This window comes from Desulfatibacillum aliphaticivorans DSM 15576, assembly GCF_000429905.1.
Classification (GTDB): Bacteria; Desulfobacterota; Desulfobacteria; order Desulfobacterales; family Desulfatibacillaceae; genus Desulfatibacillum; species Desulfatibacillum aliphaticivorans.
In genome coordinates, this window is sequence record NZ_AUCT01000008.1 from 205,243 (window position 1) to 230,211 (window position 24,969).

The following is a 24,969-nucleotide window of genomic DNA, read 5'->3' on the forward strand; positions in this document are numbered from 1 at the left end:
AGTAAAGGGTTCAGCCGGGTTTCCAAAAACCGATTCTTACTAAAATTTATTGAAATTCCAGCTACTTGAAGTATAAACCGGCATATGCGCCGCGCTTCGTCAGGCGAAATCTCCCTTAATTGCAGCCTACTCGCCTTTTGTTCCTGTCCAAAATCCATAATACCATCCTAGAAAAATCGGTACTACAAAATACTCCCCGCCGCATGGGTTCCGCGGCGAGGCCGCAAAAGCGGCTCAAGCAATTTGTTGGCTGCAGGAAGGACTCAGCCAATGGAGAGACATGTGATAGTGCAGGCGTCGGGATTCCACAGCGTGGCGTATCCGCGCGTTAAAGCCCCGCATGTGACAACGCAGGGCAGGCGATCCTCCAGAGGGAGGGTTCTACCGGGCTCAAGGGACTGGGAGTGCACCCGGCCGTTTACCAGAAAGGCCGCGGCCGGGTCATGGCTATGCCCCCGAAAGAACAAGCCGTTTTTTTTCCGGGAAAAATACCGAAGGGTCTGGGCGTCGGTCATGGGGCCCACCATGGCCGAAAGTCCCATCTCCTTGGTGAACGGCAGGGAATGGGCGAAATCCGCCCCCCGCCATTCCAGGCTCTTGGGAAGATCCTTCAAGTACTGAAGGACGTCCTCCCTCACCAAGCCTGTGTTCATGCCCCACTGGTTTACAACCACGGCATGATCATTATTTCCTTTTACCACAAAAACATTGGCCTGGACCAGAAGATCCACGCATGCGTCCGCCGTCTGGGGAATCATGGAGTCGCAAACGTCCCCCAGGTGGTGCACTCTTTGGCATCCCAGGGATCGAAAGGCCTCCAAGGCCGCCCCGATGGATTCGGACCTGCCGTGGCTGTCCGCCATAATGCCGACCAATAAACTCCGGTCCTTCATCCGATCCTCCGGATAAAAGACCGGCCTTGGTTCGGCATAAAGCGGATTTTAGAGCAGAGAAGCAATCCTTGAGACGTGGCGGAGTGCATACGGCTTTATTGCTTTTTCACTGTCATGACCGGACAGGGGGCGTTCAAAATGACGAACTGGGCGTTGGAGCCGAACAGCAGTTTGCCGACCTTGGACTTGCTTTTCACGCCGATGATGATTTCATCCACTTCCTTTTCCTTGGCGAAACTCACCAGATCCTCGCCGGGCTCCAGGCCGCGGACCAGCACGTGAGTTTCGCACTCAATGCCTTCGGCGTCCAGGGTTTCCTTGGCTTCCTTGAGGATCTTTTCCGCCTTTTCCAACTCGTCCTTTTCCATTTCCACGCCCCCGAAAAGGGAGGTGGCCAGAAAAATTTTGCCATCCCACGCCTTGGCGTGCTTGATGGCGATGTCCATGACGTGTTTTCCTTCTTTGCTTCTCTCGTATCCGACCAAAATCTTCATTATGGGTCCTCCAAAAGGTGAAAGAGACATAACATCCAGGTTAATTAGCTGCGTCTGTATAACATGAAATCATCCACATTGGGATACCCAAAGTCAAGGAAGGTTTTCACAGATGTGCATTTTTTTTGAACGACGTGGAGAAAGCAGGGCGTTGCGGATGATAAAGGGGTTAGGATAGAAATTCGGTAAATTCACGGTAGACACATTTTGAATCGTCGCACCCACATTCATGCCTGTCCGGGCAATTATGTGGATATGCCTACAAATTCCAAAACCAATTCCCTTGCCCCAACCCTGTTGATGTGGCATGAATTGATGATGGGAGAAGCACACATATGAGATGTCCAAATGCGCCTAATACAAATAAAGCCGGAAAGCAACGCCCGGCAATTTGCTTACCGCTGCCGCCCTCATCTCGCAGGGCTAAAGCATTCACTTAACTTATTTTAAAGAATGGAATCAATTGAAGGAAGCGCCTGACACATTCAACCATGAAACAATGTATTCGATTACATCCACCTCGCCCACCTTTATCAAGGCCAGCGGTGGATTCGCCGGAAACTTTCGCATTAAACAGTTTATATTACTTATAAATTCTTCTTATCCAGCGCTTCATCCACGGGTCCGTTATATGGTCATAGATTTTTGTTTTTATATTAATATCGCTCTTAATATTTTTGGACCTCAAAATCGATTGCAATATCAAAAATTTTGCAATCGGATAGGTATTATGTTTGATAGTTGGAAATAGATAGGGTGTCAATTTTTTATCCAGTCTTTCTATCGACTCAAGTTTAAGAATGTTATGAGCTACTGAGGCTGCGTCCTCAGGACCGATAGAAATTTGTTCTTGCAGAATTGTTTCAACCACTTCAGGCTTGAAGGTCCTAACTCTAGGAAGAATCGCAATGACTTGTCTAGTTAAGAATGGCTCTTGCTCCCATAACGATTTTCTAGATTGCACAATGGAAAGAATCCGATTGGGTTTATCATATTTTGCAGCTATCCAAAGATAGCAATATAATTCAAATGTTTTTGATGGCTTAGAAAAACGTTTTAGCAAGTCTTCGACAAAATTTCCCCTAGTTTACTAGTTGGAATTCTCCAGTTTGTAACTAACCGACAAATATGAAAAAGGGTTACGTCATCATAAACATTGGCTTCATCTAATATCTTTAATATTACCTCACAGGTCCGTTTTCGATAGCCTACAGATTCAATATAATATGCAATATGACCGCGGATAGCTGGATTCCTTTTGAATAATCGCACTGCGTCGTCCAATAAAACAATAGTCTTCATTTTGGCCGCAGTCGTTAAAAAACGTTTTGTAACTTTAGGCCAGTTTTGGAGATCCTGATTCTTTAAATGCTTTTTGAATTCCCTTTTGAGTTCCCTCGAAGACTTTTTTAAAGTCAAAAAAGTGTCCAAATACTTGTTCTCATCGACCATGAAGTGGCGTTTTGCCTCTTCAACAGTATAATAAGTTGTTTTCCCTAAATTCAAAGCCAAGCCTCGGCTTTTTAGGACATCATTCATAGCCCCAAGGATTTCACAAGCACTATCAACAGAGTTTACACCAAAATTTATGTCATCCATCCATCTAACAAAACTTCCTTTTGTTTTAACATTTAATATCTCATCCAACTCAAAAAGTAGCGCGTGGGCTAAAAGCCTGGGTGCTTCTAAATTTATTGTAGGAAGTCCTTTTAACGACGTCGGCAGATAATCTGGATTCCAAGAAAGCTGTTCAATTAGATTGAAAAGAAAATCTAAAATAACTTCATGGGCTTGTATGCGTGATGATATGATGTGCCTCAACTCCCTTAAACCAATATTGTCAAAATAGTTGGTCAAATCAGTAACAACTAAATATTTGTAATTATTTGCAAAGCCAAGAATCTCTTTTTGAAATTTTTTCCACAATGAACGCCAATGCAGTGGGTAGTCCCCAGGTTCCCTAACTTGGTGTGGAAGTATAAGGTTATGCTTATCTCTTGAGTAGAATGCCTTTTCAGTAGGCGATGTTGAGCTAATTTCCTTTGATATACTTTCTACAACTGTTTGTAGAACTAAGGCATCAGATGGATTTGGAAGCATTAAATGGCGACATATTCCTAATCGTTTTTCGACTTTATATATCAGTGGTGGATGAGATTTATAACGTCCACTTAAAATACTTTTTACTATATTTTTTGCTCTTTCATCAATTCTATAATTAAAATCATAGTAGTCATGCAAATCCAAGATATCTAATGAACGCATCTGTTTCCTAACAATCTTCCTCCAGTTATTAATCAGTGCAGGCTCATTAAACACCAATTCTAATTGCTTTTTTCTTTGTACCGCAAATCGTTCTGTTGTTCTCATATATTTCCAGTATTTTATTGAAATTTAATAGTTTAAATGAAATGATAGTTAAAAATATTACATATAAGCGTTAAATTTTATAAGAAGTAACGATATCATCAGCTATGCCATATTACAATCAATAATTCTCGGGGCATCTCAAAAACTCAATAATTTTTTATTCACCCATATTACGGCAGGGCAAGCCCTGAAACTACGGATCAAATGGAGCCAATGCGATGGATTTGCAGGCCAGCCGCGGCATGCAATGCCGGGAGCCGTCAGGCCAATAAGCGCGTCAGTTGAACTTTGTCTAAGGCGGAAAAGGTCGGCGAAAGGGCGCCGCTCTTGAAACGAGGGTGGCCCAGGCAAGTTTTTTTGCCTGGGGCCGAAGGCCAAAAGGTGCGGCCGTTGCGGCGTCCGAATGTCCATTGTTTTAGGCGGAAGAAGGCCTTATTTGAAACCAACAAATAGTTTCAACCTGCGCCGTCCGCCGGGAGGGCGCCCGTGATTTTCATATTCGAATCAGATTTATAAAAAATGTCGCTGCGACCCCGGCAGGATACTGCTCTGCCGGGGCTACCCGTTTTGGGTAGGGCGCCGGCCATTCCAATATTACGGGAGTCTTGCTTCACCTTGCTCGAACCAGGTGCGCTCCGCGCCCTGGCGCGATACTACTTGTGCCAGGGCGCCCTCGTTGAGGACCGCGCAACGCGCGATCCAAGGCAGGCGCCGGAACCTGCCGCTACACATCAGGTGCGATTTTTTAAGGCGGCATGTGGGTAGGGCACGCCCTGAAGCTACAAAATGGAATGATCCCCTTTCGTTTATAAAATACGGCTGCAGCAAGTCATCACTGTTATGCATTGCCCACTCAACGCATGGGGATGAAAAAAAATTCAGCGGCGCCAAGGCATTTTTCTCTTGATCTGATCCCCTTGAGGCGCCATGGATAGCCACGCACGATTTGGACGATCGATGCCAAGTTGCAATTATTCAAATAATTTCAGCAAATATTTCCGGAGCATCCTCAAAAAAAACATGAGTAAACCCATCCTGTTATTCGATCTGGACGGCACCATAAGCGATCCTCTTGAAGGCATCGCCCGGTCTTTTAATTACGCGCTTTCTTCTTTAGGATACGCAGAAAAGCCCATCGCCGAATTTGCGCAATACATCGGCCCTCCGCTGGATGAGTCGTTCAAAATCGAAACCGGCATTGACGATGACGCCAAAATCAATGCGTTCATAACCAAATTCCGGGAGCGCTATATTGAGGCGGGCTTTTCCGAGAATGAGCTGTATCCCGGGATAAAAGAATCGCTGGTTGAGCTTTCCAGCCGGAACGTCTCCATGGCGATCTGCACGTCCAAAAGACAGGACATGGCGGAAAAAATATTGGATCTTTTCGAAATCCGGAGCCATTTTCAATTTGTGAGCGGCGGGGACGTGGGAATTCAAAAATGGCGCCAAATTGAGTCCCTGCTTGCAAAGGACGCCATAAACCCTAACGCCGTCATGATCGGCGACAGGGACATTGACCTGACGGCGGCCCATAAAAACGGCATCCGCTCCGCCGGGGTTCTTTGGGGGTACGGCTCCCGCGCTGAGCTGGAAGCCCAGGCTCCACTCCATTTATTCTCAAAGCCCTCGGATATTGTGAAAATTGCTGATAGATTGGAGCCCATTGTGTCGGAGTCATGACTATCCTCGGTTATCATGGAGGATTTTCAGACTCGCCGGCGATTTTATTTAGAAAAAACGCCTCAGACGTTTCGGCGTGCAAGTATTTATACGCCGGAAAAATTTTGAGCCACCCATTCATCCACTTTCATCCATTCACTAAAAAGCCATATCCTGCGCTCTTGCCGCCCGGAGGGGATCTCGCAGGCGGGGATCCGCCAGAAGGCGACCTTAACGGTTTTGCCTATGAGGGCGCCTTGCCAGAACTCGCTGAAATTGGCCGAGCCTTCAAACCCCGTGTGGACGCAGACGACGATGTCAGCGTCCGGCGCCGCCTCCGTAATGGCGGAAAAACCCCCAATACGGGGAGGGAGGACATGGGTGAACTTCGCCGCCATGCTCGAGATGACAGGTGTTTCTTGCTCTTTGAAGCGCTTTTGAATTTTTTCCAGCTTATGCTGTTGAAAGCGGGTGCCTTCGGGATAGATCAGGATGCCGTCCCGGGAGGACATATCCCTGGACAGGTCCTTGATCGCCGCTAATTCCCGGTCCGTGGTCTTGCCATCTCTTTGCACAAACACGTTTGGAATCCGGTTTCCAACCACGTCCAGGCAGGGATCCCAAAGCAACTCCTGCTTTAAAACAAACCGTAAACGCATCTTGAAACTTTTTGCCACCAGAACCGAAGCCAGCACGGTGTCGGCGGTGCTGGCATGGCGTATCATGAGGACCATGGGACCGGGAAAGGCGCACTCGGCGCCTTCGGTTTCCAGCTTGACGGAGAATATGAAAAAGGCGCCCTTAAGGAGCGCTGAAGCCCAGAGGGATTGGAGGGCGTAATTTGCCTTGACGAAAAACCTCCTGTTTCTTCCCAGCCAGACGCCGCTGAACAGCCAAATCAAAAAAGCAGCGGCCAAGCCCAATATCTCGCAATTCAAATACAGCACAAAAAAAAGAATGCAGCGGAACCTCGCCCCGAACTTTCTCAGCGGCCGGAGCCAATCCATGACGCCTACAATAATCAGGATGAGGGGCAGAGTCCCGGTCATTAAACCCCACAATAAAAAATAGAGCGTTATTGAAATGCACCTGCGTTTCCACTTAGCAAAAAAACGGTCTTTGGAAGGGTCGGTTATCATGATTTTTCCCCCTGTAACCAAATACTGAGATGATGCAGCAAGGACTTTAATCGGCAATAGCATAGGGAAATATGGCCGCAGCGATGCGTCCTTTGGTGCGACCGGCAAATCAAAAACAGAGAAGCGATATCATATTATGCCGGCAGGCTATCAGAAATTACCCCGGAGGGATAGAGTTAATGCATGAATCACGAATAATTATTAATACCATTTCGTCTTAAACTACAATGAAACAGCTTCTTGGAAAATATCGCAGGCGGATTTGGCGGAAATATTCCAAAGGATAAAACGGCCGGAGCGTTGAGGCTTGGAACCTTGACCCCAGCCGGGGGTCTTGGAGTGTGTCCGGCATGGCCTTGACAAGGGCTTCAATTAATATTTAACTAAATTAAACTCAAGTTATTATTCAAAATTTATGCTTGATTTCAATATTTTATCAATTTGCTATCTTATTATAGGATGTCCCCGAAAATCAATACACGTTTTTTAAGGCGTCTGATAGGTCAGACAGTTCTTGCTTTGTCCCAGTGATTGTAATGGTCTTGGTTCCTTTGGGCGTTTTTTGAGTAACCGACAAATTTCTCGACTGAAGCATCTGCTGTATTTCTTGATGCGAGATGTTAATTACATGGGGACCCTCACTTGTACTGTATTTGATTTCAATTTTCACTTTACACTCCTATAATCATGAACCCCATACACATCAAAATGAGTGTATTTTATATACAAAAGGGCTGAGGAATAATAAAAATACTACTTAAATTGTAGTATAAATAATTCTTATATGTCAATATTAATTAAATTTTTTGGGAATATTAAAGGATGCCGCTTCGCGGCTTGATTTGTTGGGTTTCACTGGGCTTTACCCAAGCTATAGTTTTGCCAAGGCAATGCTGGATTCCCAACAAGGACGCCCGGAAATGCAATGAGGGCGCAGCAAGCACCGCCCCTACAGCCGCCAGGCGCTTGAGAATGGCAAATACAAATTTTACTGCCTTTGCGCGCAGCGCCATTGAAACGTTTTGATCAAACTTTTTCAAAAGTTTGCCGCCGGAGGCAAATCCTTTTGCTTTTTGCAGTAAACGAAAACAGGGCCGTAACGCCTTATTGGCGTCCGGCCCTGTGATCCCGAAAATAGCTTTTATGCAATGTTTTAAAGCTGCTGCAGTCCCCCCCAGGACTTGACGGCTTCGGCGCCTATCATGGCGAACGCGGGAGGCCTCCGAAGCCCCATCATTTACAGCCCCATAAATCTTGCCGCCACTATCTTCATGACTTCGTTGGTTCCAGCAAAAATAGGCAGGATGCGGATATCCCGCATGGCCTGCGCCAGGCCGAGGCTTTCCGCCATGGCGGGTTCGCCCACGATGCTGATGGCCCTGTCAATGGTGCGTTTGGCCAGGTCCGTGGTCCAGTATTTGGCCATGGAGACTTCCACCACCACCTGCTCTCCGGCCACGTGCTCGGCGATGAGCTTATCCAGGAATGCCCGGCCGAGTTTGGCCTCGGTGGCCATTTCCACCAGTTCAAACTGGATGGCCTGGAACTTGCTCAAAGGCTTGCCGTTGCGGGTGGTTTCCTTGCAGTACTGGATCATTCTTTCGGTCATCTGCTCTGCGGCGACGACCGCGCCGATGGCGCAAATGAGCCTTTCCTGCTGCAGTTTCTGCATGAGGATGATGAACCCGCCGCCTTTTTGGCCCAAAAGGTTTTCCTTGGGAATGCGGCATTTGGAAAAAAAGAGCTCCGACGTATCCTGGCTGTTGAAGCCCATCTTGTCCAGATGGCGTCCGCGCTCGAATCCCGGGCGATCCCCTTCCACCAGATACAGGGAAATGGCTTCGTAGGGATTTTCCACGTTGGGGTCCCTGGCCGCCACCACGCACAGGTTGGTGTTGATGCCGTTGGAGATAAAGGTTTTGGTTCCGTCGATAATAATGTCGTCCCCGTCCTCGACCGCCGTGGTGGACATGGAGGAAAGGTCGGACCCTGTGCCCGGTTCGGTCATGGCGACGGAGGATATGATTTCTCCGCTCACGCAGCCGGGCAGGAATTTCTTTTTCTGCTCTTCGGTGCCGAAGGTTTCGATGTAGGGCACCACGATGTCGCTGTGCAGCCCCAGGGTCAGGCCGCAGAAGCCGGTTTTGCCGATTTCTTCGGTGATGATGACCGAGTACAGAAAATCCATGCCGTGGCCGCCGTATTCCTTGGGCGTGGCCGTGCACAGATAGCCGTTGCGCCCCAGATCCCGCCATACTTCGGGAGGCACGATGTGGTCCGCTTCCCATTGCGGGATGTGCGGAATCACATTCTCGGCCAAATAAGCCCGAAACTGCTCGCGAAACGCGTGATGCTCCGGGGTGTATTGCAAGATTTCCATATTATATTCTCCAGAAAAACTCCGGGCTGGGCATGCGTTGCGTCTATTGCCAAGGCGCTGTCATTTACGAGGCTCAAACGTCAAACGTAGATTTGACCCCATTTTAGAGAGCGGCGGAAAACGACCCTCCCTGATCGTCAAAGGCGGTGATGGAAGAATACAGCTTCCATTCCTCATCATCCATATTGCAGTAGAAGGCCGCCGCCTCTCCGGGCTGAATCACCTGGCCGCCGGGCGGATACACGGTGGTAAGCTCCACCTGTTTTTCGCCTGCATCCAGGACAAAGCGGCTGAGCGCTTTAACCGGTTTTTCGCCAGCATTTTTCACTTGGATTTCCAGGTTTTGGTCGGGCAGGTTGCAGCATTTGAACCCGATGACGTCCTCAACGCTGGAATTCATGATGGCCTTGACTTCGAGCATGCCCAATGCCTCTGGGTAAACGGCCCCGGGCCGCCAAGGCGGTCCGGGGCCGCGGATGGGTTATCCGTCGTATTTTCCGACTATGGAAATGGCGCAAACGTTCTGGAACGGGAAGCCGCCCAGGTTGTGCGTGAGGCCCAGCCTGGGATTTTCGATCTGGCGTTCCCCGGCCTTTCCATGGAGTTGCAGGTACATTTCGTACAGCATGCGAAGTCCGGAAGCGCCGATGGGGTGGCCGAAGCACTTGAGGCCGCCATCCACCTGGCAGGGGACTCCGCCGCCTTTGAGGTCATAGAAGCCGTCCATGATGTCCTTGACCGCCTGGCCCCTTTCGGAGATATGGAGGTCTTCCATGGTCACCAACTCGGTGATGGAGAAGCAGTCATGCACTTCCATCATGGAGATTTCCTCCCTGGGGTTGGTGATGCCGGCTTCTTCGTAAGCCTTGACGCTGGCGTGGCTGGTGGTCATGAAATGATCGCCGTCCCAGTCATTGTATCCCACTTCCTCGCCGGAGGACAAGGCAAGCTGCAGGGCCTTGACCGTGATGAAATCCTTTTTGCCCATCTTCTTGGCGATTTCAGGCGTGGTGACAATGGCGCACGCCGAACCGTCGGACACGCCGCAGCAGTCAAAGAGTCCCAAGGGAGAGGCGATGATGGGCGCCGCCATGATCTGGTCTTCGGTGACTTTCTTCTGCAGGTGAGCCTTGGGGTTCAAGACGCCGTTGTCGTGGCTTTTGGCGGAGACGTGCGCCATGGCCCGTTTGAGGTCTCCGTCGGGGATCTTGTACTTGGCGGCGTAAGCGCTGGCGAGCTGGGCAAAGGAGCCCGGGGCCGTCAGCATGGGCCACCACTGCCACATGAGGGAGCCGGCGTTGGAGCCGCCGCCCGGCAGTCCGCCGTAACCGGTGTCTTTCAGCTTTTCCACGCCCAGAGCCAGGCAGATGTCATAGGCCCCGGAGGCGACCGCGTACACGGCGCCGCGGAAGGCTTCCGTACCGGTGGCGCAGTAGTTTTCCACCCTGGTGCAGGGGATGAAAGGCAGGCGCAGGGTTGTGGACAGCGGCACTGCGGACTTGCCTACGTTGACTTCATCCAGGCACGTGCCGAACCATGCGGCCTGGATTTCCTTTTTCTCAATTCCAGCGTCTTGTATACATTCCTGAAAAGCTTCCACCATCAGTTCTTCGGCGCCCACGTCCCAGCGTTCGCCGAAACGGGTGCATCCCATGCCGATGATAGCGACTTTATCTTTAATTCCAGTAGCCATGATGCGTCCCTCCTGTTATTTGGCGGTGAACAGTTTGTCGATGAGCTGGGATTTCATGACGTCGCCTTCGATCTTGAGCTTGCCGGAGTTGAACGCCGTCATGGGGTTCAGGGTTCCGGAAATCATGCCTACAAAATCGGCGTCTTCCATGATAATCGTGCAGGTCGCCTTGCCGGCCTTGCCTTCAGCCACCGTGCAGGTCTTGTCCTTGACCGTCACGTTCCATTCTCCGCCATTGCCGCCGGAAATGTTGAACTGAAACACCACGTCCACGCCTTCGGCCTTATCGGCATTGAATGTGTCGGCCATACCGGCGAAGATGTCGGCGGGCTTGATTTCGCCGCCTGCAGCGGGAGCTGCGGCTTCGGCGGCCGGAGCCGGCGGGGAGAGCATATCAAACATGGCTGTATTGAGGTCGTTAAGCTCCTTGGCCCCTTCCATGCTGTTGATGGCTTCCCAGTTATCGGCAATGTCTTCCAGGGTCGGAGGCGTATCGCCTTCTCCGAGTTGTACGGAAGGACCGGTCATGACGGCGGCCCGGTTGAAGTATCCCATGCCTGCGTTGAAGATCTGGCCGGATTCCTTGCAGTCTTCGGAGGCAAGGTACAGCACCATGGGAGACACGAACTCAGGCTTCATCTTGGCGAAAATCTCGGGCGGCATGATGTCTTCGGTGAGACGGGAGGCCGCGAGAGGCGCCACGGTGTTGACCTTGATGTTGTATTTTGCGCCTTCCAGCTTGAGGGTGTTCATGAAGCCCACCAAGGCCATTTTGGCGGCCGAGTAGTTGGTCTGGCCGAAGTTGCCGTAAAGGCCTGCGGCGGAGGTGGTCATGATGATGCGGCCGAAACCCTGCTGCTTCATGATGGAGAAGGCGGGCTTGGTCACATTGTAGGCGCCGTGCAAATGCACTGCCATGACGGCGTTCCAGTTTTCGGGCTCCATCTTGAGGAAGGACTTGTCCCGGAGGATGCCCGCGTTGTTGATGACGATGTCAATCCGGCCGAATGCGTCGATGGCGCTTTGGATGATGGCTGCGCCGCCTTCGGGGGTGGCCACGTTGTCGTAGTTGGCGACTGCTTCGCCGCCCATTTCCTTGATTTCCTCGACCACGTTGTCCGCCGGGCTGGCGCTGCCGCCGCCGGAGCCGTCACGGGCGCCGCCCAGGTCGTTGACCACCACTTTGCAGCCCCGGGAGGCCAGTTCCAGGGCGTAGGTTCTGCCCAGGCCGCCGCCGGCGCCGGTGATAACGGCCACGCGATCGTTGAAATTGATTTTATCCATTTCCGCGGCTGCGCCCGGAACCGGGGTTGCCTTCCAGAAATAATTGCGGAAGCCGCGATCCTTATCCCAGCAGCGGAGGCGGAAGACCATCTTCATGGGCAGGCCCACGCGGATTTCCTCCTGATCGCAGTCGGTGAAGTCGGCCATCATGCGGCCGCCGCCCTCAAACTGGATGAGGCCGTATTTGTTGGGCGGCTCAAAGGACACGGACAGCATGTCGGCGGTAAAGGTTTTGACCTTGGCCGGAGTGTCGATGAATTCCTGCTCGTCCTGGCTATAGAAGGCGCCGCACTCGGGATTCACACAGATATCCTGTTTGGGGAACTGCTTGGTTCCGCATTCGCGGCACTTGCCGCCCACCAGGCCCAGGAGCATTTTGCGCTTCCGCCACAGGACGGTCATGGCGGTCTGGGTTTCCGCTTCCGCACGGATGCCCATTTCGTTTTCCAGGAGGCCGCGGAAGATCAAGTACTTGGCGTAATTGTCCACGATCTTTTTGTTGGCGATGGTTCCTGCAAATCCGTCGCGCTCCGCCAGGTCGGCGATTTTATCCGTGACCTTGAAGACCAGGGCGTCCACGCCGTGGCCGTAACCGGCCACCACGATGATGTCGCCGGCTTTGGCGCCGTCCAGGGCGGAGGCCAGCATCACAAAGGGATGGGCCACGCCGCACTCGCCGCATTCCTTATGCAGGTTGCCGATGACCTGTTCCGGGGTTGCGCCCAGTTTTTTGGCGATCTTTTTATGTTCTGCGCCGAAGAAGCAGGGATAGATCAGCTTGCTGACGTCGCCGATAGCCACGCCGGCTTTTTCCATGGCGCCGGTGATGGCCTTGGGGATGAAATTGCTGTAGCCCATGTCCCTGGCCCAGCGTTCTTCCCACACATAGTCAAAGCGGTTGGATGCGCCGCGATAGTGATCGTTGAAGTCGTGGGATTCGGAATAGGAGCCCAGGAATTCCGCGATTACGTCGTCGCCGTTGCCGACGGCCATGGAAGCCGCGCCATCGCCGAACCACATTTCGTAAAAATAGGCGCCCTTGGTCTCCCGCTTGTCGGAAGCGGTGACCAGGATGTTTTTCTTGTTACCGCCGGACACGGCGTCCAGGGCCGTAATCAGGGCGGAAGTGCCTGCTTTTTGGGAGCCCACAACGTCCGTGGCCAGAAGGCCGTCGGACAGATTCAGGGCTTCCTTGATAACGCCCGCGTTCTGCCTGTCGGAGAAAGGCAGGGTGGTGGAGGCCAGGTAAACGGCGTCCAGTTTCGATTTATCCATCCCCTTGAGGCAGTCCTGGGAAGCGGACACAGCCATGGTGAGGGCGTCTTCGTCCCAGTTGCACATGGACCTTTCGCCCTGGGCCACCACCATGATGGCCGGTGCGAACCAGCCCATGCTCTGGAAAATGGCCATACGGTCCAACCTCAAGCGAGGAATGTATGCTCCATATGAGGTGATGCCTATCATAGTTCCTCTCCTTATATCTTTGGTGTTTCGTAATCTTGGTTGTTCCGGCCCTTTATTTAAAAAGGAGCCTTGTTCGGGTTTGGGACTCTACGCCTTGAACAGCTTTTCAAGAAGCTGGGATTTCATGACGTCTCCCTCGATTTTCAGCTTACCGGAAGTATAAGCCTGCATGGGATTCAGGGTTCCGGCCGTCATGGCCATGAAGTCTTTGTCTTCCATGATGATGACGGTGGTGGGCTTGTCGTGTTTGCCCTCGGAGACCTTGCAGGTCTTGTCCTTGATCACGGCATTCCATTCCCCGCCGGTTGCGCCGGAAATGCTGTACTGGAATACAACGTCCACGCCGTCGGCTGCATCGGGCTGGAATGTGCTTTCCAGCATGGCGAATGCGTCGGCCGGAGTGGCCGGGCCCGCCGCTGCAGCTGCGCCGCCGGACGGAGGCGCCTGGAAGGCCATCATAACGTCGCCGACCTGGGCGTTGAGTTCAAAGTATTCCTTGCCGTCCTTGAGCGAGCCTATATTGGCCATGGAGGCTTTCACGTCGTCGCAGGTGGGGATGTCGTCGCCCTGTCCCAGAACGGCGCCCGGGCCGGTAACCACGGCGGCGCGGTTGAAGAAGCCCATGCCCACATTGTAGATGCGGCCGGTTACGTCGCATTCGTCGGTGCAGAGGTACAAGGTCATGGGAACCACGTATTCGGGTTTGGCCTTGTTGAAGATTTCCTCGGGCATGATGTCTTCGGTGAGACGGGAGGCGGCCAAGGGCGCCACGGTGTTCACCTTGATATCGTATTTATTGCCTTCGATTTTGAGGGTGTTCATGAAACCGACCAGAGCCATCTTGGCGGCCGAGTAGTTGGTCTGGCCGAAGTTGCCGTAAAGGCCGGCGGCCGAGGTGGTCATGACAATGCGGCCGAACCCGTTTTGCTTCATGATGGGGAAGGCGGCCTTGGTCACGTTGTAGGCGCCGTTCAGATGCACGTTGAGGACGGCGTTCCAGTTTTCAGGCTCCATTTTGACAAAGGACTTGTCCCGGAGGATGCCCGCGTTGTTGATGACGATGTCCACCTTGCCGAAGGCGTCCACAGCGGTCTTGATGACATTGGCGCCGCCTTCGGGCGTGGCCACGTTATCGTAGTTGGCGACCGCTTCGCCGCCGGCGGCCTTGATTTCATCCACCACGGCGTCGGCTGCGCTGGAGCTTGCGCCCGTGCCGTCGCGGGAGCCGCCCAGGTCGTTGATGACGACTTTGGCGCCGCGTTTGGCCAGTTCCAGGGCGTAAGCCTTGCCCAGGCCCGCGCCCGCGCCGGTGATGACCGCCACACGGCCGTCGTAGCGGATTTGCTCTTCCACCACGTCGCCGTATTCAAACACGCCCTGGTCGATGACCACGTCGCCGTTTTCCTGGTTGATGACGCGCCACACGGCCGTTCCTTCGCCGGTTTTCCAGATTTTAATGGCGATGGGAATTCCGGGGTACAGGGTCTTGGAGAAGCGGCACTTGAGCCTGCGGACCTTTTCGGGCTCGCCGGGGCACAAGGAGTTGATCAGTGCGCGGCATGCATAGCCGTGGGTGCACAGGCCGTGCATGATGGGCATTTCAAAGCCGGACATTTTGGCGAATTCCGGATCGATATGAAGCACGAACACGTCGCCGGACATCCGGTACAGTAAGGGAGCGTCCTTGGAGGGATGCTCTTCCACCACAAAGTCGGGGTCCCGGTCCGGGTACTCCACCACTTCCTTGGGAGGAGCTTCGCCGCCGAATCCGCCGTCCAGGCGGCCGAACAAGGTGGTCTTGGCCGTGAAGAGCTTTTTGCCCTTGGCGTCCCTGGACACGCTTTCGCCGACGATGATGGCGCCTTTTTTACCGGCTGCGGCCAGATCGTAATACTTGGTGACCGCCCCTTCGCTCACCAGCTTGCCCGAAGTCGGGATGGGCCTGTGAAAGATCAAATCCTGTTCGCCGTGAAGGAGACCCGCCAGATTCACGTTGGAATTCGCCCCAATGTGGCTTAAAAACTCAAAAACCGCCGCAATGGAGAAACTGGGGATGACCTTCAGGTCTTTCTCGTACACATAATCGAGTTCATCGAACCCGGCGCCAACGCCCAATGCGTAAAGGACCACATCCTTCCAGGTGTAATCCTTCTCTATCGGGCCGATTTTCTTGCCGATTGCATCCATGTTTAGAGCCATGTTACTACCTCCTTTACAGTGTAAGTCCGTCTAATGCTACACTTTTGATCGACTGCCGTAACTGCAAATTTGTGGAGGCGAACCTGGAACTATTCAGAGGGGTCCTGGGCCTTCGTTGCTTGCGTAAATGCAGGAACCAACACAAAACCCAAAGTATCTTTCACCACCCTCACATAGTCCTCGTGGTTCACATCCAACAGAACCTTGAAAAACCCTTCCCCCGATATGAAATTATGGATTGAGTTCATCATTGCCAACATCTTCATTTTCGCATCCACAGGCAAGGCCTTCTTGTCATTCACCAGCCCCATGGAATAAGCTATATTCCCCATGGTTTCAGGCACTTTTACTTCCAAGACCGATTCGTGCCGGGTTTTAGTGAAATAACGGTACAGCGTCAGGTTGGAAATTTCGGGATTTTCAAAAAGATAATCCGTCATGATGTCCAAGGCGATGGTCAACCTGTCCGCCAAAGGCTTGCCGTGAATGATGTGCTCGATTTCCACCAGTTTCGACCGCAGATCCTCAAAAATGTCCTGGACGACCGCTTCGTACAGGTCGCCTTTTTCCCCCCAGTGATAATACAGGGTGGAAATGTCGATCCCCACCTTTTGGGCGATCATGCGGGTTGTGGTGCCGTGGAAACCGTATTCTCCAAATATCTTGCGAGCGTCGCGCAGAATTCTCCCTTTCATGGAGTCCGGATCCTTGCGCGCTTTTTCCAGTGCTGTAAGCAGGGTTTCTGCTCCTTTATTGTAGTGAAGAGTAATTCAAGCCTTCCCTTTCCCGGGCGGGAATTGATGAGGGCAAGGCGCATTCAAAGGCTGTCATAAGCCTTTATTTCCAGGCGAAACGGAATAACAAAGCAGGTGATTCCAATAAAGCGTTTCCATCAAGCGCTGGAAACATTCATATGCAGGAAAACAGACCCGTGTGTCAAGCAAATAATTGCTTTCCATCCATGTGAAAAAAATAACTTTTGAACGGATGGTGAAATTCCAAGGAATTACGCAATCCTAAGAAAATCCGGCGACTAAGTGAATGCTTTCACAATCTCCCCTGACGCGCTTTTACAGGAGGCGGGCCGTCCGGATTCGGGGAGGGCCGCGGGAACAACAGGTGGATAACCAGGCTCTTCAGAAGGATTTTTCGACAGATGCAGCATTATATACGGGGGGGGCGGGATGGCTTGGAGTTGAGGGAAACGGGCTTTTTGACGGGGGGTTTTGGGTGGACCCAAGGCGCTTTGATTGTTCTCAACCTGTTTTCCGTAAGGGCGGAGGCGGAACTATACACTATAGATTATCTATATATTAACTTCTAACTATACATTGAAATCACTCTCTGGAAAAATGGAATAAATCCATATTTTAAAGGGATTAATCAAAATTTGTGACAAAGTATATTGACTTAACAGTCAAGGTTATGTTAGACGAATTAGTCAATAAGGGAGATCCGCGGCGCCCCGCCTTGATGCGCCGCTCGCCTCCCGGCCTTGCACACACAAACCTATGGAGGGGAAACGCATGACAAAGAGATCCGTATTTAAAGTCCTGAGTCTGGTTATTGCAACCCTGATCGCGGCCGCATCCGGGGCCTACGCCATGAGCCCCAAGCCCACCTGGCCGGAACAGCATACCATTGACTATAATCACGTCATGCGGGACGGCCTGGGCGGCTGGAACATCCTGCAGGATGATTATCGGGCCTTTAACGCCCTGGATGGCTTCTCCCTGGAATGGGACTATTATTCCTTTCACGACGACGACGGCAAGTTCACCGGCGTGGTCGGGATCGTAGTGGCGGATCCGGAAGGCAGGCTGGGCGGCAGCGAAACCTTTTCGGCCCTCAACCTCATGCCCTCGGGAGTGAACTTCGCCTTGTACGGCAAGTTCCCCGGCAAAGAGCCGATCGCCATTTACACGCCTCTCGGCCTGGGCCACGACGTGGGCGTGAACGAACGCTCCCTGTACGCCGAAGGCGAGGACGGGATTTTTATTGAAGAAATTCCGGTTCGGGGCGAGGACGGCGAGCCCGACGTCATGATCATTCGGGGAAACAACGGAGCCTACTCCTGGGATTTTTCCGTAAACCAGGGATTCACCGACTATGCGCCCTTAAAGCCCGAAACCTGGGTGGTGGGCAACGATACCGACGCCCTGCTGCCGGACGAACACTGGACCGTCAACATGCTGTGGCCCACCACGGAAGTCCGGGGAAGCATTACGGATCTTTCCACGGGCGAAACCACGGAAATCAACGGGCACGGATACCGGGAAAACTCCTTCGGCAGATGGGCCTTCGTCCTGGGCGGCTGGGACTTCGCCTTCATGTCCGATCCCGAAACCCATGTGCAGTGGGCCTTCCAGACCTATCATTTTAACACCACAAACCTGGACTACGTGGACGTGGACTTTCTGGATAACGGCAATCCGGTCGTTCAACGCTTTCACGCGGAGGACGGCGAGCTTGGCTGGGTGCACGGAGACTGGCAATGGGATGAAGAGGCCCGCCAGTACCTTCCCACGGATCTGACGGTCGTCGGCAAAAACGACCAGTACACCGTGGAAGCCTACGTGAACATCGGCGCCAATTACGCGCCCATGCTTTCGGATGTAACCTTTATTGTGGAGACATATTGCATCTTCGCCCAGATGCCCTGGATTACCGGCGTGATCAAAAGAACGGAGACCGGCGAGGTCGTGGCGACCTTTGAAGGCCAGGGCGGCGGAGAATTTTCGGTCATGCGGAGCTTTTGCGCCAACGAGCCCAGCCTGGACGTGAAGAAAAACATCTTCACCAGCACATTCTCCCATCCCATGCCCGAATAACCGATTTGCGGAAAGGGAAGCCAGGCCTTTTTCGCAAGGATAGGACCATGTTCTATCCCCCTCAAGGGGGCTCGCTGTCGGCGGCGGGCCCCCTTTCTTATTGGAGTTCGCCAGCCGCGGGGGCCTGTCACTGCGAGGGCGCGGCAAGCAGCGCCCCTGCTTATGGGTCTTTTTTAACTTTTGGGGACATCCTTAACTCTTTTGATACGTCTCCTCAAACATCCGGAGCAGTTCTTTTCGCCACGTACCGCTATTTTTGTATGATAATTGGGATGGGTGGAAATATTCAACGTCCATTGCCGCATTCAGCCTTTTGGTTTTTATGCTTCCTTTAAATGATTTGTTTTTCTTGTTCAAATTCAAGGCGATATGCCTCAGCGCCGCCGGATTCTCAGGGGCGTGCCCAGCCCTGATCCGGCTTTCATCCTCCCGGAATGCAATGTCAAGAACCCAATGCACTGAGTTTTCTATACCCCCAATGACTGCGTACGGCCTCCCCTTATGCAGCGTATTATGATGCCTGGGGTCGTTTACTGTCTCGAATAAGTATTTCATTATATTATACATATATCGCCAGATTCAGCGCCTTGGAGCCCGTTTTTTTTACATGCGTATGCCCTGCCCTCGGCCTCCTGGAGGAATCTAGGCCTTTATTCGGCTTTGGGGGTGTGATAACATACAGGTTTATGAAAAGATTGTTCAGAATACATGTAAACCTTTTGGTTTTGTTCATGATTCCGGGCCTGCTTATGGCTTCCCCCGGCAAGGACTGGACTGTCGCCAAGGTAAAAATTGAAGGCCTGGAAACCGTCTCCGTCAAAATGGCCAAGGCGGTGCTTTCCGTTCGCCCCGCCAACATCAGGCCTTGGGTGAAAGATCAGGTTTTTGCGCAGTCCCTGGTGGATGCGGACATCAAAAACCTGACCCAGCTTATGGAGCAGGAAGGGTATTTTGAATCCCAAATCGATTTCACCCTGAACGAAAATCCGGACCGGGAAAAAGTCTCGGTCATCTACAAAATAGTAGAAGGCCCTCCGATTCTGGTGGACTCCATGGATGTGGAGGGACTGGACGGCTTGTCCGAGAATCTAAGGAAGAAAATCATTGAATTCACTCCCTTGAAAAAAGGGGAGCGGCTGCGCACCGAGCCCTACGGCCAGGCCAAAGACAAGATCATCGACTTATTGAACACACACGGCTATCCCCACGCAGCGGTGACCGGGTCCATTATGGTCAACAAGCAGGAAAAGACCGCGGCCGTAACTCTTAAGGTGGACCCTAAGGGATATTATTTGTTCGGGCCGGCTTCCGTTGCAGGCCTGGAGAAAACCAATCCCAACGTTATTCTTTCCCGCGTGACTTTTGAAGAAGGAAAGATGTACACCCGCAAAGAGCTTGAAGAAACCCAGCGGGAAATATTTTCTTTGGGCTTTCTCTCCAAGGTCGGGGTGAAAACCTTGGAAACCAAAGAGCAGGTGGAAAGCGCAGCGCCGCCCACGCCGGAAAATCCTGGCAGCCTGCCTTTGGAAATAACCGGGGAGTACAAAAAGTTTAAAAGCGTACGGTTCGGCATCGGTTACGGCACCGAGGAAAAGCTGCGGCTTTCGGCCGGATGGCGGCACAGGCATTTCACCTCCCAGGCCACGCAGCTTGATTTATCCGTAAAAACTTCCGAAATCCTGCAAAGCGCCCAGGCCGAGTTGTGGCAGCCCTATTTTTTTTCCAAAAAGCAGGAGTTTAAAAACACGCTCGGCGCCAAGCGGGAGGACGAAATCAGCTACATCGACCTTTCGTTTTTCAACGAGGCCTCCGTCACCCGCAAGCTATCCAGGTATTGGAGCGGAACCATAGGGCATCAATTGGAGATGCACAGGCCCGAGGAATACTCCCTGGACCTTCAAGGAGATGAAACCGAGGCGGAAAACAATTACCTGGTTTCGTCCCTGGCTTTGGGTTTTGAAAGAGACTCGCGGCCAAAAGTGCTCATCCCCCGCTCCGGGACTTTTCTCTCCACCCGGTACTGGTACGGATCTTCCTCGTTGGGCTCTGAAATAGATTATTATAAGTTGTCCGTGGAAGGTTCCATCCTGATTCCCCTGGGCCAACGTTTTGTGCTGGCCTCCAGGGCCGGTTTCGCAGGAATCGAGACCTTGGAGGATACGGAAACCGTGCCCTTGTTCATGCGTTTGTTTTCCGGCGGCACCCACAGCGTTCGGGGCTACGAATACCAGCACCTGGGTCCTGTGAATGACGACGGGGAATACATGGGCGGCCAATCCCGGTGGGAGGGCTCCATAGAGCTGCGGTTCCCCATTTACAAAAAAATTACCGGAGTCGCCTTCACCGATTGCGGCTCGGTCCTGGAAGACCCGTTTTCCTTCGACGGCAGCTCGTTCCGCTACACGGCCGGTCCGGGCATCCGGTACGAGTCTCCGGTGGGCGCACTGAGCCTGGACGTGGGCTATCAGTTGAATCCCCAGGACGATTATGCAGACACATACCGCGTTCATTTCAGCGTGGGCCAGGCGTTTTAAATGAAACGAATTTTTAAAATATTATTGTGGGCGCTGCTCGTTTTTTTAATCTTCGGCTTTATTGTCGTCCCCCTGGCGTTGCGCACGGATTTCGTCCAGGAGCGGCTCACGCAATACGCGGAAAACGCGACCAAAGACCTGCCCGTCTCCATTTCGTTTTCGCGAATCATGCCGGACGTCCTATCCCGTGTTACCGTCGAGGGTCTGAAGATATCAGCCCAAAATGAGGTGATTTTTCGGGCGGAGAGCGTAACGGTAGGGCCTTTGCTGCCCGGGGTCCTGGGCGAGGAAATTACCCTCGGCCATGTAATCGTGGACAATCCCACGGCCAACCTGGTCAGAAACCCGGACGGATCCTGGAATGCGGCCTCCTGGTTTCCTCCTTCGGAGAACACGGAAGACGAAGAGCCCTTTAATCTGACTCAGTTTCCCGTCTCAATATCCCGGGCGGAAATCAAAAACGGCCGGATTCAGGTCAGAGTTCATGGGGAGGACGGCGCGGTTCTAATGGACAAGCCTTTTCAGTTGGACCTGAAAGGCCGCCTTAAGCCCTTTGCCGCCGTGGTGAACAACCTGACCCTGCGGGAAGCCGGCAAGGATAATGCGGATTTCCTGACCTGTAAAGGCGTGTACGACCTCAAAGACGACGCCGAGACCCAGGTGCAGATTAAAGGGGAATCGCCCTCTCTGGCGCAATGGCGGGCTTTGGCGCCCGGCCTGCCGGATTTGGAAAACCTGAAGATTTCCCTGACCGCTCATGGGCCGTTGGATAAGCCTGAATTCACCTATGCTTTGAAGTGCGATCCGGAGCAAACCGTGGAAGGGGCCGCCAGCCTGGATTTATCAGGCCCTGAATTTGCGATGAAAGCCAATGCCGCGGTCGGCGGCTTAATCCTGGATGATCTGGCGCCCGAGGTTCCTGGACAGGCCAGCGGAAAGATCAAGGCCTCCATGACCGGCATGTGGCCTGATTCGGACATTAAGGCGGAGGTCATTATCCAGCCTTCCCAGGTCCTTTCTTACGCCGTAAGCAAAGGCAGGATCAGCCTGGACTATAACCGGTCCGGCGACGCGGACCTTTCCCTGAGCTCCCAGGTCAACCTGGCGGAGCTCAAGCTGACGGCCAACGGAAACGCCAAAGGCCTGCTGGACCAGGACGCTCCGCTCTCTGTGCAATTCCATGCCGATGTGCTAAACGCCGACCCCAGGAAGCTGGCCATGGAAACCCAAGCGCCTTCCGGTGACTTGAATTTCACCCTGAACGGTCAGGCGGACAAGGCGGCGGGCCAGAGCCTCGGAGAAACGCTTCTTACCTTTAACGCCGGATTTTCCCCGTCCCGCCTGGAGAAATTGGAAATCAATTCAGCCTCCATCAACGGCGTGCTGGACAACCGGGGCGTGGAGGTTCGCTCGGCCAATGTGCAGGGCCACGGCATGGAGCTTAATCTATCGGGCAAGGTGGATTACGAGGCCCAGGGTCTTGCCAAAGCAAAGGCCAAAATATCTGATCTGGCCGGCCTGACCAGCCTGTTCCTAAAGCAGCCCATTCCGGGCGCAGCCAACCTAAGCCTGACGGCTAAAGGCGACCTGGCCGATCCTGACCTCCAGGGGGAAGTCACGGCCGAGCTACCCGATCTTGCTGGTGTATCTGAACAATTCCTTAAATCCGCCGTCAAAGGCTCGGCCAAAGTCAACCTAAAGGCCAAGGGCAAATGGAAAAATCCAACCATAGACGGCCGGGTGCAGCTTGCCTTGCCTGATTTGTCCGGGCTTGCCGCGCCGTATCTGGAGGACCCGCTTAAGGGCGCAGCCGATGTGGATTTGTTCGCCAAAGGCCCGGCCTTGAATCCGGCGCTAAGCGGCGAAATTTCCATGCGCGGAGTAAAGTATTTGGATTACGCGTTTGATCAGGGGAATTTTAAGGTCAAGGCCGCCATAGAACCCATGGCCGTTTCCGTCCAGGGCGGCGTTAAGGCCTTGAATCTGGCGGGGCAAACCCTCGACTCCCTGGCCCTGGACGTGGATCTGGAACAAAACGACCTGACCTTTACCTTAAATGGAAAGGGCGGCGCGGCGGACAGCATAAATGCCAAGGGCGTCCTTGCCGGCTACCGGCAGCTTAAAAAAAAGTTGACCTTATCCAGCCTGGAGTCGGTTTATCAAGGCAAGCGGGCCGCGCTTGTCAAACCCGCTGTTTTGGAAATTGCGCCGGATTCCGTAAAAACTTCCGGCTTGGAACTGGTCTGTGAGGAGCAAACTCTGTCGGTCCAGGGCGGTTATTGGTTCAACGGAAACCTGGATGCCTCCGTAAGTCTTCCGCAAGCGGATCTCTATCGGTTGTCTGAGATTTTGCAATTGTCCAGGCCTTTCAACGGGGCTGGTGACGCCTTCCTGGCCGCAAAAGGCTCCCTGGAAAAGCCGGAGGTCAGGTTTGAGGTCAACGCCCAAGAGGTCAGCATCGACAAGGATCTGCCCGGGCTGTCCCTCCGGGCGACGGGTGTTTATGAAAAAGGCCTTGCTTCCGTGAGTGCGGATTTGGTTCCGGAAACCGGCGGCAAGCTGGAATTTAATTCTACCTGCCCCATGGAGCTGGGGCTGCCTCTGAAAGACGACTTTTTGCCCCGCAGCGGATTGCAGGCCTCCATCAAAGGCCAGGGGCTGGACCTTGCCTTTCTCCCCCAATGGGTGGACGGCCTGGACGTCCTGGAAGGCGTCCTGAACCTGGAGGCCGCCGCTTCGGGAGACCCACGCTCTCCTATATTGCACGGTTCAGCCTCCATGGCCGCCGACAATATGGTTGTTGAAGAATGGCAAGATCCCATTACGGACTTGAAAGCCCAATTGGAATGGACTCCCCAGCTTGTCTCCATCAAGGATTTGTCCGCACGCACCCAGAAAGAAGGCGAGCTTCACGGCTCGGGAACCGTGGCTCTGGATAACTTCAAACCCACGGATTTCAACCTGGCCCTGCAAACCCGTAAATTTGATCTGTCCTACTGGGGCATGATAACGGCCAGGGCGGATTCGGACCTAAAGCTGGTGGGCATGTGGCCGGATATTGACCTGACCGGCCAGGTGAAGGTGGGCAAAGGGGAATTCCGGCTTGACCGCTTTATGGCGGAAATGCGCCGCAAGGTGGCCGTGGAAAAGGACGTGCGCATCGTGGGCGAAGAAGTGGAGGAAAAGGAATCCCCCATCAAGCCCATGGGCCTGAACCTGGATGTGAGCATAGAAGGCCCCATGTGGATACGGGGCGAGGGCGCCCAGATTCAGGCGGGGGGAGACCTGAACGTGACCAAAGAGCGTCAGTCCGACGCCATCCGCACCCGAGGATATCTGGAAACCAAACGGGGCGTGTACGAGTTCCGCGGCAAGAATTTCGACGTGGAAAAAGGCCGTGTGGATTTTGTGGGCCTTTATCCGCCCGACCCCATCCTGGAGATTGTGGCCGCTTACAAGGTGGCCGGCGTGACTATCTATTTGGAGATAGGCGGAACGCCTTCCTCCATGATCATCACCCTGTCCGCGGATCCGGAGCTGGATCAAACGGATATTGCGTCCCTGTTGATTTTCGGGAAAAGGGCCTCGGATTTGAGCAGCGGAGAATCCAAATCCCTGGAAGAGCAGGGCGCCGCCATGCTGGCGGCCAAGGCTTTGGATGAATTCAAGCAGATTGTCGGCGCGGACGTTCCCGTGGACATGCTGAGCGTGCGCAGCAACGGCGAAGGAAACGGCGGCCAGGATCTGGTGGTGGGCAAATATTTGTCGCCCAAGCTGTTTGTGACCTATCGCCGGGGGATTTCCTCGGAAAGCGCCAACGAAGTCCAGTTGCAATATCAACTCACGCCAAAAATCTCCGTGGAAAGCCAGATCAGCCAATCCGAGTCCGGCGTGGACCTGTTTTGGAATTACGACTATTAAAATGCGAATAATTTGACAGTTTTTCCGGACCTCTGGTAATCTGAAAATATTGGCGGTGGGGCGCTTTTGCGGCTATTGAAGGCTGCGGCAGGGAGATTAACCTGG

General features: G+C 53.1%; 16 protein-coding genes and 1 pseudogene. 4 read left to right on the forward strand and 13 right to left on the reverse strand.

The annotated features are described in order from the left end of the window. Window positions 1-263: 263 nt before the first annotated feature. The 4 genes from G491_RS0109620 to G491_RS30155 all read right to left on the reverse strand — a co-directional run bounded on the left by G491_RS0109620 (window position 264) and on the right by G491_RS30155 (window position 3,757). Window positions 264-893 carry a metallophosphoesterase family protein gene (locus G491_RS0109620; RefSeq protein ID WP_015947932.1) on the reverse strand — a complete coding sequence of 210 codons (630 nt, stop codon included), beginning with the start codon at window positions 891-893 and terminating at the stop codon, window positions 264-266. Window positions 894-988: 95 nt separating this feature from the next. Beyond that, window positions 989-1,387: a universal stress protein gene (locus tag G491_RS0109625; RefSeq protein ID WP_015947933.1), complete on the reverse strand. Its 399-nt coding sequence runs from the start codon at window positions 1,385-1,387 to the stop codon at window positions 989-991. Window positions 1,388-1,970: 583 nt separating this feature from the next. Next, window positions 1,971-2,450 (reverse strand): hypothetical protein, encoded by a 480-nt coding sequence (locus G491_RS0109630; RefSeq protein WP_028314444.1) that lies wholly within the window; start codon window positions 2,448-2,450, stop codon window positions 1,971-1,973. Then, window positions 2,444-3,757 (reverse strand): RNA-directed DNA polymerase, encoded by a 1,314-nt coding sequence (locus G491_RS30155; protein WP_035218305.1) that lies wholly within the window; start codon window positions 3,755-3,757, stop codon window positions 2,444-2,446. Before G491_RS30155 ends, G491_RS0109630 begins: the two co-directional genes overlap by 7 nt. A 1,020-nt stretch (window positions 3,758-4,777) precedes the next feature. Between G491_RS30155 and G491_RS0109640 the strand changes: the two genes are divergently transcribed. After that, window positions 4,778-5,440, forward strand: coding sequence for an HAD family hydrolase (locus tag G491_RS0109640; RefSeq protein ID WP_035218390.1), 663 nt, complete (start codon window positions 4,778-4,780; stop codon window positions 5,438-5,440). Between the two features lie 86 nt (window positions 5,441-5,526). Here the strand turns inward: G491_RS0109640 and G491_RS0109645 are convergent, their stop codons facing one another. The 8 genes from G491_RS0109645 to G491_RS0109690 form a co-directional block, all read right to left on the reverse strand. Beyond that, complete coding sequence (locus tag G491_RS0109645; protein WP_169829415.1) at window positions 5,527-6,468, reverse strand: lysophospholipid acyltransferase family protein; 942 nt, start codon at window positions 6,466-6,468, stop codon at window positions 5,527-5,529. Between the two features lie 905 nt (window positions 6,469-7,373). After that, window positions 7,374-7,598: a hypothetical protein gene (locus G491_RS0109655; RefSeq protein WP_028314449.1), complete on the reverse strand. Its 225-nt coding sequence runs from the start codon at window positions 7,596-7,598 to the stop codon at window positions 7,374-7,376. 197 nt (window positions 7,599-7,795) lie between these two features. Beyond that, the gene (locus tag G491_RS0109665) at window positions 7,796-8,938 is read right to left on the reverse strand and encodes an acyl-CoA dehydrogenase family protein (protein ID WP_028314450.1); all 1,143 of its coding nucleotides are present in this window, start codon (window positions 8,936-8,938) and stop codon (window positions 7,796-7,798) included. A 103-nt stretch (window positions 8,939-9,041) separates the two neighbouring features. Further along, window positions 9,042-9,359, reverse strand: a complete 318-nt coding sequence (locus G491_RS0109670; protein WP_015947939.1) for a hypothetical protein — start codon at window positions 9,357-9,359, stop codon at window positions 9,042-9,044. Window positions 9,360-9,419: 60 nt separating this feature from the next. Continuing rightward, complete coding sequence (locus tag G491_RS0109675; RefSeq protein WP_028314451.1) at window positions 9,420-10,631, reverse strand: acetyl-CoA acetyltransferase; 1,212 nt, start codon at window positions 10,629-10,631, stop codon at window positions 9,420-9,422. Window positions 10,632-10,646: 15 nt separating this feature from the next. Beyond that, window positions 10,647-13,379 carry an SDR family NAD(P)-dependent oxidoreductase gene (locus tag G491_RS0109680; protein WP_028314452.1) on the reverse strand — a complete coding sequence of 911 codons (2,733 nt, stop codon included), beginning with the start codon at window positions 13,377-13,379 and terminating at the stop codon, window positions 10,647-10,649. 87 nt (window positions 13,380-13,466) lie between these two features. Continuing rightward, window positions 13,467-15,578 (reverse strand): SDR family oxidoreductase, encoded by a 2,112-nt coding sequence (locus G491_RS0109685; protein WP_015947942.1) that lies wholly within the window; start codon window positions 15,576-15,578, stop codon window positions 13,467-13,469. 89 nt (window positions 15,579-15,667) lie between these two features. Further along, window positions 15,668-16,273, reverse strand: a complete 606-nt coding sequence (locus tag G491_RS0109690; protein ID WP_015947943.1) for a TetR/AcrR family transcriptional regulator — start codon at window positions 16,271-16,273, stop codon at window positions 15,668-15,670. 831 nt (window positions 16,274-17,104) lie between these two features. Between G491_RS0109690 and G491_RS0109700 the strand changes: the two genes are divergently transcribed. Then, window positions 17,105-18,409, forward strand: coding sequence for a hypothetical protein (locus G491_RS0109700; RefSeq protein WP_028314453.1), 1,305 nt, complete (start codon window positions 17,105-17,107; stop codon window positions 18,407-18,409). A 282-nt stretch (window positions 18,410-18,691) separates the two neighbouring features. Here the strand turns inward: G491_RS0109700 and G491_RS36270 are convergent. Then, a pseudogene (locus G491_RS36270) lies at window positions 18,692-18,902 on the reverse strand (ISAs1 family transposase); the annotation flags it as partial. A gap of 193 nt (window positions 18,903-19,095) precedes the next feature. Here G491_RS36270 and G491_RS0109710 point away from each other — a divergent pair. Together G491_RS0109710 and G491_RS0109715 are read left to right on the forward strand one after the other, a co-directional pair. Beyond that, complete coding sequence (locus tag G491_RS0109710; RefSeq protein WP_028314454.1) at window positions 19,096-20,943, forward strand: autotransporter assembly complex protein TamA; 1,848 nt, start codon at window positions 19,096-19,098, stop codon at window positions 20,941-20,943. Continuing rightward, on the forward strand, window positions 20,944-24,864 hold the full coding sequence (locus G491_RS0109715) for a translocation/assembly module TamB domain-containing protein (RefSeq protein ID WP_028314455.1): 3,921 nt from the start codon (window positions 20,944-20,946) through the stop codon (window positions 24,862-24,864). Window positions 24,865-24,969: the final 105 nt, after the last annotated feature.

What these genes read in the sequence shown, in the direction of transcription:
- G491_RS0109710 (WP_028314454.1), top strand. Translation starts at nt 19,096, where the DNA reads ATGAAAAGATTGTTCAGAATACATGTAAACCTTTTGGTTTTGTTCATG.
- G491_RS30155 (WP_035218305.1), bottom strand. Translation starts at nt 3,757, where the DNA reads ATGAGAACAACAGAACGATTTGCGGTACAAAGAAAAAAGCAATTAGAA.
- G491_RS0109680 (WP_028314452.1), bottom strand. Translation starts at nt 13,379, where the DNA reads ATGATAGGCATCACCTCATATGGAGCATACATTCCTCGCTTGAGGTTG.
- G491_RS0109640 (WP_035218390.1), top strand. Translation starts at nt 4,778, where the DNA reads ATGAGTAAACCCATCCTGTTATTCGATCTGGACGGCACCATAAGCGAT.
- G491_RS0109690 (WP_015947943.1), bottom strand. Translation starts at nt 16,273, where the DNA reads ATGAAAGGGAGAATTCTGCGCGACGCTCGCAAGATATTTGGAGAATAC.
- G491_RS0109670 (WP_015947939.1), bottom strand. Translation starts at nt 9,359, where the DNA reads ATGCTCGAAGTCAAGGCCATCATGAATTCCAGCGTTGAGGACGTCATC.
- G491_RS0109685 (WP_015947942.1), bottom strand. Translation starts at nt 15,578, where the DNA reads ATGGCTCTAAACATGGATGCAATCGGCAAGAAAATCGGCCCGATAGAG.
- G491_RS0109620 (WP_015947932.1), bottom strand. Translation starts at nt 893, where the DNA reads ATGAAGGACCGGAGTTTATTGGTCGGCATTATGGCGGACAGCCACGGC.
- G491_RS0109625 (WP_015947933.1), bottom strand. Translation starts at nt 1,387, where the DNA reads ATGAAGATTTTGGTCGGATACGAGAGAAGCAAAGAAGGAAAACACGTC.
- G491_RS0109645 (WP_169829415.1), bottom strand. Translation starts at nt 6,468, where the DNA reads ATGACCGGGACTCTGCCCCTCATCCTGATTATTGTAGGCGTCATGGAT.
- G491_RS0109700 (WP_028314453.1), top strand. Translation starts at nt 17,105, where the DNA reads ATGACAAAGAGATCCGTATTTAAAGTCCTGAGTCTGGTTATTGCAACC.
- G491_RS0109665 (WP_028314450.1), bottom strand. Translation starts at nt 8,938, where the DNA reads ATGGAAATCTTGCAATACACCCCGGAGCATCACGCGTTTCGCGAGCAG.
- G491_RS0109675 (WP_028314451.1), bottom strand. Translation starts at nt 10,631, where the DNA reads ATGGCTACTGGAATTAAAGATAAAGTCGCTATCATCGGCATGGGATGC.
- G491_RS0109715 (WP_028314455.1), top strand. Translation starts at nt 20,944, where the DNA reads ATGAAACGAATTTTTAAAATATTATTGTGGGCGCTGCTCGTTTTTTTA.